Annotated in this window: 15 protein-coding genes; 3 read left to right on the top strand and 12 right to left on the bottom strand. The window is 63.4% G+C overall.

What is annotated here, in order from left to right:
* Window positions 1–49: 49 nt before the first annotated feature.
* On the top strand, window positions 50–949 hold the full coding sequence (locus tag G3N95_RS23030) for a DMT family transporter (protein WP_205972374.1): 900 nt from the start codon (window positions 50–52) through the stop codon (window positions 947–949).
* Between the two features lie 232 nt (window positions 950–1181).
* On the opposite strand, the gene G3N95_RS23025 is transcribed toward G3N95_RS23030, so the two are convergent.
* The 6 genes from G3N95_RS23025 to G3N95_RS23000 all read right to left on the bottom strand — a co-directional run bounded on the left by G3N95_RS23025 (window position 1182) and on the right by G3N95_RS23000 (window position 5335).
* Window positions 1182–2102 (bottom strand): MBL fold metallo-hydrolase, encoded by a 921-nt coding sequence (locus G3N95_RS23025; RefSeq protein ID WP_205972373.1) that lies wholly within the window; start codon window positions 2100–2102, stop codon window positions 1182–1184.
* Window positions 2099–2554: a MaoC family dehydratase gene (locus tag G3N95_RS23020; protein ID WP_205972372.1), complete on the bottom strand. Its 456-nt coding sequence runs from the start codon at window positions 2552–2554 to the stop codon at window positions 2099–2101. Before G3N95_RS23020 ends, G3N95_RS23025 begins: the two co-directional genes overlap by 4 nt.
* A complete protein-coding gene (locus G3N95_RS23015) occupies window positions 2551–2799 on the bottom strand; it encodes a DUF1289 domain-containing protein (RefSeq protein WP_205972370.1) in 249 nt (82 codons plus the stop codon). Before G3N95_RS23015 ends, G3N95_RS23020 begins: the two co-directional genes overlap by 4 nt.
* A complete protein-coding gene (locus tag G3N95_RS23010; RefSeq protein WP_205972369.1) occupies window positions 2796–3329 on the bottom strand; it encodes a YbaK/EbsC family protein in 534 nt (177 codons plus the stop codon). Before G3N95_RS23010 ends, G3N95_RS23015 begins: the two co-directional genes overlap by 4 nt.
* 21 nt (window positions 3330–3350) lie before the next feature.
* Window positions 3351–4277, bottom strand: coding sequence for a hydroxymethylglutaryl-CoA lyase (locus G3N95_RS23005; protein WP_205972368.1), 927 nt, complete (start codon window positions 4275–4277; stop codon window positions 3351–3353).
* Window positions 4278–4393: 116 nt separating this feature from the next.
* On the bottom strand, window positions 4394–5335 hold the full coding sequence (locus tag G3N95_RS23000; protein WP_205972367.1) for a glyoxylate/hydroxypyruvate reductase A: 942 nt from the start codon (window positions 5333–5335) through the stop codon (window positions 4394–4396).
* 244 nt (window positions 5336–5579) lie between these two features.
* Here G3N95_RS23000 and G3N95_RS22995 point away from each other — a divergent pair, with 244 nt between their 5' ends.
* On the top strand, window positions 5580–6182 hold the full coding sequence (locus tag G3N95_RS22995) for an alpha/beta hydrolase (protein ID WP_205972366.1): 603 nt from the start codon (window positions 5580–5582) through the stop codon (window positions 6180–6182).
* Window positions 6183–6206: 24 nt separating this feature from the next.
* On the opposite strand, the gene G3N95_RS22990 is transcribed toward G3N95_RS22995, so the two are convergent.
* Complete coding sequence (locus G3N95_RS22990; RefSeq protein WP_241018832.1) at window positions 6207–6530, bottom strand: hypothetical protein; 324 nt, start codon at window positions 6528–6530, stop codon at window positions 6207–6209.
* 315 nt (window positions 6531–6845) lie between these two features.
* On the opposite strand from G3N95_RS22990, the gene G3N95_RS22985 reads away from it, so the two are divergent.
* On the top strand, window positions 6846–7826 hold the full coding sequence (locus G3N95_RS22985) for a sulfate ABC transporter substrate-binding protein (protein WP_241018831.1): 981 nt from the start codon (window positions 6846–6848) through the stop codon (window positions 7824–7826).
* Window positions 7827–8176: 350 nt separating this feature from the next.
* Here G3N95_RS22985 and bioB read toward each other — a convergent pair whose 3' ends face one another.
* The 5 genes from bioB to G3N95_RS22960 form a co-directional block, all read right to left on the bottom strand.
* Window positions 8177–9232, bottom strand: a complete 1056-nt coding sequence (bioB, locus tag G3N95_RS22980; protein ID WP_205972364.1) for a biotin synthase BioB — start codon at window positions 9230–9232, stop codon at window positions 8177–8179.
* Between the two features lie 36 nt (window positions 9233–9268).
* A complete protein-coding gene (gene bioD, locus G3N95_RS22975) occupies window positions 9269–9988 on the bottom strand; it encodes a dethiobiotin synthase (protein ID WP_205972363.1) in 720 nt (239 codons plus the stop codon).
* Entirely contained in the window at window positions 9985–11169 is a 1185-nt protein-coding gene (bioF, locus tag G3N95_RS22970) for an 8-amino-7-oxononanoate synthase (RefSeq protein WP_205972362.1), read from the bottom strand. Before bioF ends, bioD begins: the two co-directional genes overlap by 4 nt.
* Window positions 11169–12515, bottom strand: a complete 1347-nt coding sequence (gene bioA, locus G3N95_RS22965) for an adenosylmethionine--8-amino-7-oxononanoate transaminase (protein WP_205972361.1) — start codon at window positions 12513–12515, stop codon at window positions 11169–11171. Before bioA ends, bioF begins: the two co-directional genes overlap by 1 nt.
* A gap of 751 nt (window positions 12516–13266) precedes the next feature.
* Window positions 13267–14556: a prolyl oligopeptidase family serine peptidase gene (locus tag G3N95_RS22960; protein ID WP_205972360.1), complete on the bottom strand. Its 1290-nt coding sequence runs from the start codon at window positions 14554–14556 to the stop codon at window positions 13267–13269.
* Window positions 14557–14960: the final 404 nt, after the last annotated feature.

Below are 14960 nucleotides of genomic sequence, written 5' to 3'. Positions count from 1 at the left end.
TCCGATTAATTACACTGACCGCAGGATGTGATTCTTCGCGGAGAGTGTGATGGCGACAGGCAATGAAGTGCGGCGCGGCGCGTTCGAGATGACTCTGGCGATGCTGATGTCGGGAACGATAGGCTGGCTGGTCGTTTCGTCGCAGCAATCGGCGCTGAACGTCGCTTTCTTCCGATGCCTGTTCGGCGGCGCGACATTGCTGCTGATCTGCGCAGCGCGCGGCCTGCTCAAGCGCAAACTGTTCTCGTGGAAGATGGTCGCGCTGGCGACGCTCGGCAGCGCGGCCATCGTCGCGAACTGGGTGTTGCTGTTCGCCGCGTACTCGCGCGCGTCGATATCGATGGCGACGACGGTCTACAGCACGCAGCCGTTCATGCTCGTCGCACTGGGCGCGCTGGTGTTCCGCGAACGCGTGACGGCGTCGACGGTCGTGTGGCTGCTGATAGCGTTCGTCGGCCTCGTGTTCGTCGTGAAAGTCGAGCCGGCCGTGCTCGCGGTGCCTGGGCAATATCTGCAAGGCGTCGCGTACGCGGTCGGCGCGGCGTTCCTGTATGCCGTCTCGTCGATCATCACAAAGCACTTGAAGAACACGCCGCCGCACCTTATCGCGCTGATCACCGTGACGACGGGCGTCGTCGTGCTCGCGCCGTTCGTACAGTACGACGCGTTGCCTTCGACGGCAACGCACTGGCTGCAACTCGTCACGCTCGGAGTCGTGAACACGGGAATCATGTACGTGCTGCTGTACGGCGCGATCCAGAAGCTGCCGACGGCGATGACGGGCGCACTGTCTTTCATCTATCCGGTCGTGGCCATCGTCGTGGACCGCGTCGCGTTCGGACAGAAGCTCGCATGGATTCAGGTGCTCGGCGCCGTGCTGATCCTGCTCGCCGCGGCGGGCGTGAATCTCGGCTGGCGTATCGTGCCCGCGCGGCGTTACTCGATATAACGGTAGTTCATACCGATAGTACGGATTCCGAATAAGGCGTCAGGCCGGACGTTAAAGAATCTGTAGGGAAATCACCGATGCGTTCGAAAGGTGCGCACAGGTATTATTTCTTCGACGCTGATCACGTCAACATAATTACGCCGCTCGAACTGAAAGCCGAGCGGCTTTCTTTTTGTACGTCCGTTCGCGATGCCGCCCGTCCTGTTGATCAGCGCGGCTTCGTCTCACGAAATCATTCGGCGCGCGCACTGATTTGCTCGCCGTCGAATTGCAACGGACCGTTGTCCACCGCCAATCCTTCGACCAGTTCACGCAGCAACGCAGACCACGCGCTGCGCGGCTTCAGCATCGACGCGGCCGCTCGCATCACGCTCGCTTCATCGACCATGCGCAGTAACGTTTCGAAAGACATCCTGCGCGCGTCGAGCAGCTTGAACACGATCAACACTTTCAGCGCGTTCTTCGCGTTGCGTGCGGGATCGGCGCGCAGCCACGTCACACGCGACAGCGCGCGGTCGAGCGCCGCGTGCACATCGGAAAATGGCGCGCCGTGGCCGGGAATCACCGTTTTTACATCGAGCGTGCCGATCAGTTCGAGCACAGCCTGTTGCTCGGCGAATCCGCTTTCACCTTCGAGTTCGGGAAAGATCACGCCGAAGCCGTTTTCCCACAGCGCGTCGGCGCTGATCAGCAACTGATGTTCGGCGCAGTAGAGCATCAGAGAATGCGGATCATGACCCGGCGCACCAAGCACGTCCCAGGTGAGCCCGCCAAGCGTCAGCCGCGTGCCCGGCTGGATCGTGCCTGAAAATGCGAAAGGCTCGCAGAACTGGCCTGTCGCGCGAAAAGTCAGGCGCGTTTCGTCCCATTCGCGAACGGCATCGGCTTCCGTCGATGGAATCAGCGTCTTGCACGGCCACGTTGCCTGCAATTGCGCGTTGCCGCCGCAGTGATCCGAATGCAGATGGGTGTTGACGATCAGATCGAGCGGACGCTCGCCGAGCGCATGCCGCACGAGCGCGACCGTCTGCGCCGCGTGCGACGCGTAGCCCGTATCGACGAGTGCCGCGCATGCGTCGTCGACGAGCAGCACATTGTTCGACGACAGCCAGCCGCGTTCGAACACGCGTATCGACGCAGGCAGCGCGATCATGCAGCGCCTTCCTGCGCAGCGGGCTTCGGCATCACGAGTATCGTCGACTTGCCGATCACCACCGTTTCGGCGCGTTGATTGACGACGTTTCCTTCTAGCTGCGTCAGGTCGCCATTGAGGCTCGCTTTCCAGAACGCGCTGACGACGCGCCATGTCATCGTCAGCGTGTCGCCGCTATGCACGGCCTTCTTCAGCTTGATGTCGAACTCGAGTCCGAGCGGCTGCGCATAAGTGGAAAAGTGCGTGGCGAGCAGCGCCATGAAATGCGCGGTCGGCTGCGTGCCCGAAGCGATCAATCCGCCGAAGCGGCTTTGCGCCGCGTAAGCCTCGTCATGATGCAGCGGATTCAGATCGTTGACCGTGGTCGCGAACGATTTGATCGAGTCGGCCGAGAGGTTCAGCGTCGCGCAGAAGGTCTCGCCAATCGTGACGACGCGCGGCGGCGTATTCATGTCTTCGCCTCGCGCCTGTCTGCCTGCTTCGACATGATGTCAGCGTGACGCGTTTCGATTTCATCCCAGACCGCGCGCTTTGCCGCGTCGTCGAACGAAGACCACTTCGCGATTTCGTCGATCGTGCGCAGGCAGCCTTCGCACAGTCCGGTGGCCTTGTCCATCCGGCACACGTTGATGCAGGGCGACGGAACGGGCGCGATGTCTTGCGCCGTTGCTTGCATGAGTGCGGTGTCAGCCGTCATGCCGATTCGCGCAACGCCACGTCGACAATGGGCGCGCCCGTCAGCGCGGCCAGTTCCTGCGGCGTCAGATTGAACACCGCATGCGGGTGGCCGGCGGCGGCCCACAGGCTGTCCAGCGTGAAGAGATCAGCGTCGATCAGCGTGACGGGTGGCGTTGCGTGACCGATCGGGCACACGCCGCCGATCGCATAGCCAGTCTTCTCACGCACGAACTTCGCGTCCGCGCGCGCGATGTCGCCGACCTGCGCCGCGACCTTCTTTTCGTCGACGCGATTCGCACCGCTCGCGACGATCAGCACGGGCGCATCGTCTTCGCGGCGGCGAAACAGAATCGACTTGGCGATCTGTGCGATCGAGCAGCCGAGACCCGCCGCCGCTTCCGCCGACGTCTTGCCCGTTTCCGGCAACATCACGACATGTCCGGCGTGGCCGCGTTCGCGCAGCAGCAGCGCGACGCGCCGCGCCGAATCGGGCAGCGCATCCAGCTCGGGCGTGTGAGAGGGTTGTCGTACGGTTGCGTTATCCGACATGTTGTTCGTTCCTGAAATCAATCAAACGCAGTTGGTTTTTTCGCTGCGCGCTTTTGCCAGCAGCGCCTTGCCCGCGCGCGACACGTTCGGCCGGCCGATCGAGGTCGAGATGAAATCGCCGATCTCGACGACCTGCGCGAGATCGATGCCTGTCTCGATACCGAGGCCGTTCATCAGATACAGCACGTCTTCCGTCGCGACGTTGCCCGTCGCGCCCTTCGCGTAAGGACAGCCGCCTAGCCCCGCGACCGAGGCATGATAAATCTCGATGCCTTCCTGCAGCGCCGCGTAGATGTTCGCGAGCGCCTGGCCATAGGTATCGTGGAAATGTCCGGACAGACGCTCGCGCGGAAAGACCTGCGTGACGGCGGCCAACACTTCGCGCGTGCGCTTCGGTGTGCCGACGCCGATCGTGTCGGCGATATCGATCTCGTCGCAACCGAGCGCGGCAAAACGCTCGACCACGTCGACCACCGACGCGACGGGCACTTCGCCCTGATACGGACAGCCGAGCGAGCACGACACGCTGCCGCGAATGCGGATGCCTTTGTCTTTCGCGGCTTGCGCGACGGGCACGAAGCGCTCGATGCTTTCCGCGATACTGCAATTGATGTTCTTCTGCGAGAACGCTTCGCTGGCCGCACCGAAGATCACGATCTCGTCGGCATGCGCGGCGACAGCGCCTTCGAAGCCCCGCAGGTTCGGTGTCAGCACCGAGTAGATCGTGCCGGCGTGGCGCGCGATGCCCGCCATCACCTCTGCGCCGTCGGCCATCTGCGGCACCCATTTCGGCGACACGAACGAAGCCGCTTCGACATTTCTGAACCCGGCCGCCGACAGGCGATTGATCAGTTCGATCTTGACCTCGGTCGGCACGAATTCCTTTTCGTTCTGCAGTCCGTCACGCGGACCGACTTCGACGATTTTCACTGCTTGTGGCATGGCCATGTCTGTCTCCTGTTGACGGGCATCGGCGGCATGACGCCGACTTTCGTCCTGTGCAAGTCACGTGATGCTGGCTTGCGTGTCTATCTGGATGTTGGCGTGATCGGCTCTTGTCGTCGTCAATATCCGCGTTCGATATCGACGATTCCGCCGATCGGCTCGCCGCGCATCAACGCGCTGATTTTTTGCGCGATCTGCACGACGCTCTCTTCGCGCAGCGTCAACGCCGAGATATGCGGCGTGATGGATATGCGCGGATGCTTCCAGAACGGATGCTCGGCGGGGAGCGGTTCTTCCACGAATACATCGAGCGTGGCCGCGGCAATCCGGCCTTGCTCCAATGCATCGAGCAAGTCCTGTTCGACGAGATGCGCGCCGCGAGCGATGTTCACGAGGTACGCGCCGCGTGCCAGCTTCGACAGATTGCGCGCGTTCAGCACACCATTCGTGTCGGGCGTATGCGGGAGCAGATTGACGAGCACCTTGACGCCATCGAGGAACGCGTCGAACTGAGCTTCGCCCGCGAACGTATCGACGCCTTCGATCTCACGCGCGCTGCGACTGAAACCTCGCACAGGAAGGCCGAGCGGTGCGAGCGACCTCGCCACGTGCGAGCCGAGCACACCGAGACCGAGCACGCCGACCGTGAAGGTTTCGCGCGCGTGCGGTTCGAGCACATGCCAGCGGCGCTCTGCTTTCAGCTGGTCGTATTCGTCGAAGCGGCGCATGTAGCGCAGCACGGCGTGTGTGACGTACTCGGACATCTGTCGCGCCATACCCGTATCTTCGAGCCGCACGAGTTGCGCATTACGCGGCAGCGTGCCTGGGTGATCGCGTTCGAGCTTCAGGATGGCGTCGACGCCGGCACCCAGATTGAAGATCGCGCGCAGATCGCTGCGGCCGGCAAGCATGTCGCGCGGCGGCTTCCAGACGATGGCGATGTCGGCAGGCGCGGTATCGCCCGCTTGCCAGACGCGCAGGTCGGCGCCGGGCAGCGCGCGCGACAGGTCGCGCAGCCAGACGTCGGCATCGGATTGCGGTGTGTAGTACAGGACTTTCATGCGTGACCGTTGAGCGTTGCCGTCGAGCCTTGCGTCGATTCAGCAAGGGCTGCTTTTATGGACAAGCTTCATTCTACTTTTTCGCAGCCGGTCGCGCCCGTTGCCGCCGGCGAGGAGTGGCAAAGACGGACACGCGCGAGCCTGCGCCGCGGCACGGCGATATGCAAAGCAGGAAAAATTGGTTCGGGCCGGGCGCCGCCCACGCGACAATGATTTCCAGGATTCCCGTAGCGAGGAAAGAATCATGTTTTCGTGCACCCAATCGATCTGGCCGCCGCGGCTCGTGACCGTGCCTGGTTTGCACGGCAGCGAAGGCGCGCATTGGCAGACGTGGCTCGAACGTCAGTTTCCGCGTTCGTTGCGCGTCGAGCAGGCGGATTGGGATACACCGAATCTTGCGCGATGGGCGCAGTCCGTTCGCGATCTGCTGGCGCGCGAGCGCGGTCCGTTCGTGCTGGCCGCGCATAGCTTTGGTTGCCTTGCGACTGCGCACGCGTTGCAGCAAGGCGTGCCGGCCGCCGATATTGCCGGTGTGCTGTTCGTGGCGCCCGCCAGCCCGAAGAAGTTCGAGTTTGCAGGTGCGTTCGATGCACGCCGTCTAGGCGTGCCTTCCATCCTGATCGGCAGCGAGACCGACCCGTGGATGCCGCTTGCGGGTGCACGCGAGCTGGCGACGCATCTGGGCAGCGCCTTCGTCAATCTTGGCGACGCGGGTCATATCAACACGGCGGCGGGCTATGGCCCGTGGCCGCGCGCGAAGTACCTGGTCGATACGCTCGCGCACTGCGCCGCGCCGCTGCGCTTTCAGGATGAAGCCGAGGAACTTGCCACGCAGGTATTCAGCTAGCGCGAGCGATGCGGTGCCGCGGTTTCAGATCCAGTGAAAGCCCTTCGCGAGAATGCCGGCGAGCGCGAAATTCGCAGCCCATAGCAAGCGGAATTCGGTGCGCATGGAGGATTCAAGCGCGCTGAACCGCGCGTCCATCTTTGCTTCAAACAGACGGAACCGCTCGTCGACATAAGCCTTCAACTCGCGCATTTCCCGTTTGATGTCTTCGAGATCCTGGAGAATGTGTTCGATTGTGGTTTCAGCTCGGGTCATGCGTGCCTCCAAATTGACACCGCCGTGAATGAGTCGAAGCGCGTGAAAGCGGCGCTTCGCAAGAGGTTTTTCTAACGTTTCCATCGACACCATCCTAAGCAAATTCCTTCTTAAACAGGGTTCTTTTTGATCAGAAACCTGGCAGATGAACCACGTGCAATCACGTTGTTACGCGACGATCCGCAATTTGTGAGCGACGTGATGAACCGATCGTACGCGTGGCTGACATGCCGGGAAACCTGGCCGGAAGGTATAGGAAGTCCGGCCGATGTTTCCAGGAGTCGCAACAAGCGATCCGCTAGAATCGCTGCTCCAGCCGCGTCGTGGCGGCCACATGCTTCATCATTGACGAGCGGGGAAAAGATGGCAGGCAGAGGGGATCAAACGCGCAGGTTCGCGGCCGGCTTCATGGCTTTGGCGCTTGCGCTCGGCGCCGCGCAGAGCGCGCATGCCGAAGCATCGCTGTTGAACGTGTCGTATGACGTAACGCGCGAACTTTACAAGGACATCAACACGGCGTTCGTCGCGGCATACAGGCAGAAAAGCGGCGAGACGGTGGCGATCAAACAGTCGCACGGGGCATCGAGTGCGCAGGCGCTGTCGGTGCTGCAGGGGTTGCAGGCCGACGTGGTGACGATGAACCAGCCGAACGATATCGACTTGCTGGCCGAGCGCGGGCATCTCGTTCCCGACAACTGGCGCGCGCGTTTGCCGAACAACAGCGCGCCTTACACGACGACGATGGTGTTTCTTGTGCGCAAGGGTAATCCGAAGCACATCAAGGACTGGGACGATCTGGCGAAGCCTGGCGTGCAGGTGGTGATTCCGAATCCGAAGACGGCGGGCAATGGTCGCTACACGTATCTGGCCGCGTGGGGCTACAAGAAGCAGAACGGCGCGACGGATGCGCAGGCGCTCGATTTCGAGAAGGCGATCTTCCGCAACGTGCCTGTGCTCGACACGGGCGGCCGCGGCGCGACGACGACCTTCACGCAGCGGGGCATTGGCGACGTGCTGGTAACGTTCGAAAACGAAGTATCGCTGATCGACACAGGCGTGGGCGCGGGCAGTTTCGAGGCGGTGTATCCGTCGATGAGCATTCTTGCTGAGCCGCCTGTCACGATCGTCGACAAGGTGGTCGACAAGCGTGGCACGCGCAAGGAAGCGCAGGCGTATCTCGACTATCTGTACACGGCGCCCGCGCAGGAGATCATTGCGCAGCACCACTTGCGTCCGCGCGACCCGGCTGTGCTCGCGAAGCATGCGAGCGAGTTCAAGCCGTTGAAGACGTTCACCGTGGAACAGGTGTTCGGCAGCTGGCAGAAGGCGCAGCAAACCCACTTCGCCGACGGCGGCACATTCGATCAGATCATCGTCGACCGGAAGTAAGCACAGCGCATCGTGCGATAAGAAAAAGCCGCTTCGAAACTCGAAGCGGCTTTTTTGTTAGGGGTGACGCATTGGCGCATCCGACACACCTCGAAGCAACCGGGGCATTCGCCGATGCGAAGCCGTATGAATCAGGTGAGACATTCACACAAGCGTCGGCAACGAACAAGGAAAAGAGCGTTGCCGTGGGAAGCATGGGGACGTTGCGAGGCCGAGGGTAGACGTCAAGAACTGACGGTGTGAGCGGCTTTCTTTTGCCTACTTTTCTTTGCCGCTGCAAAGAAAAGTAGGTGCCGCCCCGCGCAGGGGCAACGCTGACGAACCAGAAGCAATACGCGGATGCCAGCTCATCAATGCCCGTCACACCCATGCGAGCACTCACGCTCGACCGGCATCTGCTGAGCCGCCTCAGCCCGAATCCCAAGTCGGGCTAACAACTTGCGATCAGCCTCAGCCTGCGGATTGCTGGTAGTCAGCAACTGATCGCCATAAAAAATCGAGTTCGCCCCAGCGAGAAAGCACATAGCCTGCAGCGCCTCATCCATTTGCTCGCGGCCGGCGGACAACCGCACCATTGCGCGCGGCATCGTGATACGCGCAACGGCGATCGTCCGCACGAATTCGAACGGATCGAGCGCTTCCGTCCCCGTGAGCGGCGTGCCCTCGACCTGCACGAGGTTGTTGATAGGCACCGACTCCGGATACGGCTCCATATTCGCGAGCTGCGCGATCAGCCCCGCACGTTCGCGACGCGACTCACCGAGTCCGACGATACCGCCGCAGCACACGTTGATGCCCGCATCGCGCACGTGCTCGAGCGTATCGAGCCGGTCCTGATACGTGCGCGTCGAAATGATCTGGCCGTAGAACTCGGGCGATGTATCGAGGTTGTGGTTGTAGTAGTCGAGACCCGCCTCACGCAGCGCTTGCGCCTGATGCGCCTCGAGCATGCCGAGTGTCACGCAGGTTTCGAGGCCCATCGACTTCACGCCGCGAATCATGTCCTTGATCGGTTCGAGGTGGCGGTCTTTCGGGTTGCGCCATGCGGCGCCCATGCAGAAACGCGTCGCGCCGTTTTCCTTCGCGACGCGTGCGGCGGCCAGCACCTCATCGACTTCCATCAGCTTTTCGGCCTTCAGCCCGGTCTCGTGATGCACCGATTGCGGACAGTACGCGCAATCTTCCTCGCAGCCGCCCGTCTTGATCGACAGCAGCGTGGAGAGTTGCACGGTATTCGCGTCGAAGTGTTCGCGATGCACCTGTTGCGCGCGGAACAGCAGGTCGTTGAACGGCAGTTCATACAGCGCGGCGACATCGGCGACTTTCCAGCGCGATGCGGCAGCGTCCGCGGCCGCAGCAGCCTTCGACGGCGTGACGGGCAACGGTGCGGTTTGGATCTGGCTCATGGGGTGGTCCTTGATGATTTGATTTGTCGAAAGCCTTCAGCGCTGCGCGGCGCGCAGCGTCTGCAACAGTCGGGTGGTGTCGAGATGTGTCGCGGCCACATCGGGCGACGCGGGGCTCAGATGCGGCACGATGCCGAGCAAGGGCGCGTCGTACTGTCGGTCGAGCCGGTCGCGCAGCGTGTCGATGTTTTCGTCGGGAAACAGCATGGCGGGATCGACACGGTTCGCGACCCAGCCCACGATGGGCAGTCCCCGCGCGGCGATCGCTTCCGCCGTCAGCAGCGCGTGGCTGATACAGCCCAGCCGCATACCGACGACGAGCACCACGGGCAGATTCAGCGCGAACGCGAGATCGGCGGTGTCGTGCGCGTCGGTGAGCGGCACACGAAACCCGCCGACGCCTTCCACGACGACGACATCGGCCATCTGTAGCGCTGCCTTATGCGCGTCGACGATACGCGTCATGTCGAGCGTGACGTTTTCATGCGCGGCCGCGATATGCGGCGCGGCCGGTTCCTTCAGCATGAACGGTGTGCGGATGTCGGGCGGCAGCAGCACATTGGCGGCGGCGTCGAGCTGATCGGCGTCTTCGTTGTGCAGCACGCCGTTCACCAGCGTTGCGCCTGCCGCGATCGGCTTCATCGCGGTCGCGCGCAAGCCCTCGCGGACGAAGCCGCGCAACAGTGCCGCAGAAACGAGCGTCTTGCCGATTTCCGTATCCGTGCCCGTCACGAAGAGCGACAGTGCGGGGCTCATGCGCGTGCCTCCGCTGTCTTCATCAGTGCGTTCTCGAGTTGCTCGAGGTCGTTGTGCGAGTGTGCGGCCGACAGCGAAATGCGCAGTCGCGACGTGCCCTCGGGCACGGTCGGCGGACGGATCGCAGGCACCCACAGGTTCGCGCGATCGAGCGATGCGGCGACTTCGAGCGTCGCCTCGTTCGAGCCGATGACGAGCGGCTGCACGGCCGTGTGCGAATCGACGGGCAGCCACGGCGTGCGCTTGAGCATGTCGCGCGTACGCGTGATCAGCGAACGCAGATGCGTGCGCCGATGCTCGCCTTCGTCGCCGCCGATGATGCGCAGACTCGCCGATACCGCATGCGCCGCCGCCGGCACGGACGCCGTCGTGAAGATATACGGCCGCGCGCGCTGCACGAGCCATTCGATCACCGTCTCATGCGCGACGACGAACGCGCCCGACACGCCCGCCGCCTTGCCGAGCGTGCCGATCACGATCAGATGCGGCGAGCGCAGCGCGGCTTCCGCAACCGCGCCGCTTCCTTGCGGACCGAGCACGCCGAAACCGTGTGCGTCGTCGACGACGAGCCATGCGCCGTGCTGCTCGGCGAGTTCGAGCAGACGCGCGAGCGGTGCGATGTCGCCGTCCATGCTGAACACGGTGTCGCTGACGATCAGCTTCACCGCGGCGTCCGACGCTTCGAGCATCGCGCTCAACGCTTCGGCGTCCGCATGCGGATAGATCTGGATGTCGGCGCGCGACAGACGCGCACCGTCGATCAGCGATGCGTGGTTCAGCGAGTCGGAGAACAACGTCGTGCCGCGTCCCGCAAGCGCCGTGAGCGTCGCGAGATTCGCCATGTAGCCGGTGCTGAAGTACAGCGCGCGCGGGTTGTCGACGAAGTCGCCCGCGAACTCTGCGAGGTCGTCTTCGAGTTGCGCGTGCGCGCGCGAATGGCCGCCCAGCAGATGCGATCCGCCGCTGCCCGCGCCATAGCGTCGCGCGCCTTCCGTGATGGCCGCGACGAGTAGCGGATGCGCGGCCAGCCCGAGATAGTCGTTGCTCGCGAAGCCGATCATGTTGCGGCCGTCGACGGTCATATGCGCGGAGCACGGCGAATCGACGGTGCGGCGGCGACGGCGCAGGCCGCGCGCGTCGATGTCCTTCAGTCCCTGTTCAAGTGTGTCGAGCAGTTGCATCAGCGCGCCTCCGTCAATGTCGCATCGAACGTGGCGCGCGTGCGCTCGGCGAGCAGCGCGATTTCTTCGTCGTCGAGAATGTACGGCGGCATCAGGTACACCGTCGTGCCGATCGGGCGCAGCAGCAGTTCGCGCTTCAAACCGTTCTCGAAGAAACGGCGCGAGAAGGTCTTCGCGGCATCGGCGTCGTCAACGACGGCATCGAACGCGAGGATCGTGCCGCGCTGACGCAGGTTGCGCACCTGCGCATGTTGCGCGAGCGGTTCGAGCGCGGCGCGCAATGCCGCCGATTTCTTCTCGTTTGCGGCAAGCACGTTGTCGCTCGCGAACAGATCGAGCGTCGCAAGCGCCGCGCGGCACGCGAGCGGATTGCCCGTGTACGAATGCGAATGCAGGAAGCCGCGCGTGGTGTCGTCGTCGTAGAAGGCGGCGTAGATTTCGTCGCGCGACAGCACGATCGACAACGGCAGATAGCCGCCGCTGATGCCCTTCGACAGACACAGAAAGTCCGGCCACACGCCAGCCTGTTCGCTCGCGAAGAAGGTGCCCGTGCGTCCGCAGCCGACGGCGATTTCGTCGGCGATCAGATGCACGCCGTAGCGGTCGCACAGCGCGCGCAAGCCTGCGATATACGACGGGTCGTGCATCGCCATGCCCGCTGCGCATTGCACCAGCGGTTCGACGATCAACGCGGCGATACTGTCGGCGCGCGATTCGAACAGCGCGCGAACGTCGTCGAGCGCGCGCTGCGCGACGTCGGCGGCCGTTTCGCCTTCGCGTGCGAGGCGCGCATCGGGTGAAGCGACAACGTGCGCGTTGCGGATCAGCGGGTCGTACGCGTCCTTGAACAACGCGACGTCGGTGACGCCGAGCGCGCCGATCGTCTCGCCGTGATAGCTGTTCGCGACGCAGACGAACTCACGCTTGTAGTCGTAGCCGCGATTGCGCCACGAATGGAAGCTCATCTTCAGCGCGATTTCGACGGCCGACGCGCCATCCGACGCGAAGAACGCGTGACCGAGCGTGTTCTGCGTGAGCGCGCCGAGGCGCTCCGCGAGTTCGATCGCGGGTTCGTGCGTGCAGCCGGCGAGCATCGCGTGCTCTAGCGTATCGAGCTGGTCTTTCAGCGCGGCGTTGATGCGCGGGTTCGCGTGGCCGAACAGGTTGACCCACCACGAACTGATCGCGTCGAGATAACGATGTCCCGCGCGATCGTAAAGCCATGCGCCGGCGCCGCGCGAAACGGGCACGAGCGGATAGCGCTCGTGATGCTTCATCTGCGTACAGGGATGCCACACAGCGCGCAGGCTGCGGGCGATCCAGTCTTCGGTTGCCTGTGTATTCAAAACTGCTCCGGAACATGAACCGGGCAAGGCGCGAGCGCGGCGCGCGTCGTGCCGGGCGGTCATGTAAATGGGTGATGCAAATGCTGCTGGCGAATCGGGACGAATGACGTCCGCCTGAATCCGGCGATGGAACGCGTCGTTCGCAATGCAGGTGAGGGCGATTGCGGGCGCTTACCGTGCGTCGGATGGGCTGCTGCATCGGCGCGCTGCGAAGCTTCGAAGCGCGCCTTTTTGCGGCGGCGGAAGTGAGATTAGCGCGATATCCGCTGCGATGCACTATCTGAAAACATCATGTTTTCAATGGCTTGGGTGCGATTTTCCGGGGTTGGCGACAGCTCGCGGCAGTTCGTTTTCAAAGGCCGCAAATGACCGTAGATAACGACGGCAAAGTCATGGGCCCCTTGTGAAAAAAATCTGGGCACGCGAAGGCGGCTTGGGCTGGCCGGATGGAATACGGGCAGAGGTGGCGCTCACGGCTACGCGGTCGACGCGGGGCGGGCGCGCGGTCCACCCATCGCTCGGCACGGCGTTGAGTTCGACGATCGGATGATGTGCGCGAGTCTCGCGCGCGGCGTTCAGATGTGCGCGCGTTCGAACCGGCGCGCGATGTTCCGAATCCTGAGAACGAACGGGTTTCGACAGTTCGAGCGGAGATTCTGCCCGGACGAATGCCGGGCAGCGCGTGAAGGAGAAGCGGGGAAGTCAGGAAATATCGCCCGGCGCGCGGAGCACGCAGCGGGCGGTGCGTAGATCAGCGGCTAGCCAGCGCGGGCTTGCTGCCGTCCTTCGACGGGGAATCGGTGTCTTCGTCAGCCGTTTGGGTCGAGCCGTCCTTCCAGACGACGCTGTCGTTGACGGCATACAGGCGGCACGGGTCCGAGCTCTGCTTCTGGCAGTTCGCGATGGCCACCGACATCGGATCGTCGCCGCCTTCGGCCCACGACCACGCGCCCGAGTCGGACACCGCAAATGCGCGGCTCGGGTATTGGTGCAGGAAGTTGCGGTAACCGGCGCGGCCGGCTTCGTCGACGAATGGCACGGAGTCGACGGCATCGATCCTGGCGAAATGCGTGGCCTTCGGCTGCGTCGGTTCGGCGACGCGGTACTGGACGCCCGTCGGCATGCCGACGCGTGCAAGGAACGCTTCGACGGACGGCCACCAGACACGCACGCCGTCGCGATCGCCGACGAGGCGATGCGCGTCGTTCTTGTACGAGCCGAAATCGACCATCTTCGCGTTGACGCCCTTGCCCAGCGTGTTGCCCGTGTAGGCGGTGTACATCCGCGAAACGAGCGTCGACGGCCAGATCGAATCGTTGTCGCCATACAGCCACAGCGACGGCACGTGCGTGCTCTCGCCATACGTGCCGAATGCATTCGTCAGATTGCCTTGCCAGTCGGTGCAGGCGTCCTGGCGCAAGCCGCCCGAGAAATTGATCAGTCCGCGCACGCCGGGCGCGGCGTTCGTGCCGTACGCGATGGTCGCGAGGCCGCCGTGCGAGGTGCCCGCCACGACGATACGCTTCGCGTCGACATAGCTTTGCTTCGACATGTAGTCGACCGTCGTCGCGACGTCGGCGGCCTGGCTCAGGCCGTTGCGCGTCACGTCGCAGCCGTCTTGCACGTACGAGCCGCCGGAATCGGCGAAACCCTGGCGATTCGGCGCGACGACGACATAACCGCGCCGCACGAATTCGCGCGCCAGCGACACCGGATCGCTGCGCGTCTGCATACGCGGATCGCCGTGAATCTTGCCGTGGTTGAACACGACCATCGGGAACGGGCCGGGACCTTCCGGCTTGTAGACGGTCGTTTCGAGGGTGACTTTGCCGTCGGCGTCGACGGGAATGCGGATGATCTGTTCGCTGAGCTTGACGACGGGCAGGTAGCCGTCTTCGTCGAGGGCGAGTCGCTGCACCTGGGCGCGACCGAGCGGGCCGGCTTCGGCGTCCGCGAGCGGGTCCGCGTGCGCGGCCGTCACGGCGCAGGCCATGAACGCCGCCGACATCGCACATACCGACAGAACTTTGCTGAACACCATCCGCTACACCTGCTCTCAAAAACGCTTGAACCTTCCTGTACGGGTTCCAGGTACGGATCGCCGTAAGGCCGATTTGGCTCCGATCGAACGCCAAAACAAGGTCAAAAAGATCACACACGCTGCGCGGTTCGCGCACGCATACAGATCAGGACCGCATTGGGATGAACCGAAGCCGGTCGACGCGACCCCACGCGTCGAAGTGAGCGCCTCGCGATGCCCCGGATCGCGTGCCCGCTGAACGATCAACGGGCGGTGCGTCTGGACATCCTGCGGGAGCGGTGGTCCGCTACCTCGCTACGGAGCGCTGCAACATCTGTAGGACTCATACTGGCACGACAATTTATATTTGTGCAATTCAGTACAAACCCCCTGCGGCACTATTTGCGCGGCGAGAAGCGCGCTCG

Source organism: Paraburkholderia sp. Tr-20389 (genome assembly GCF_017104565.1).
GTDB lineage: Bacteria > Pseudomonadota > Gammaproteobacteria > Burkholderiales > Burkholderiaceae > Paraburkholderia.
Note: the sequence above shows the minus strand (reverse complement) of the source record. Positions and strands in the feature narration are given on the sequence as shown.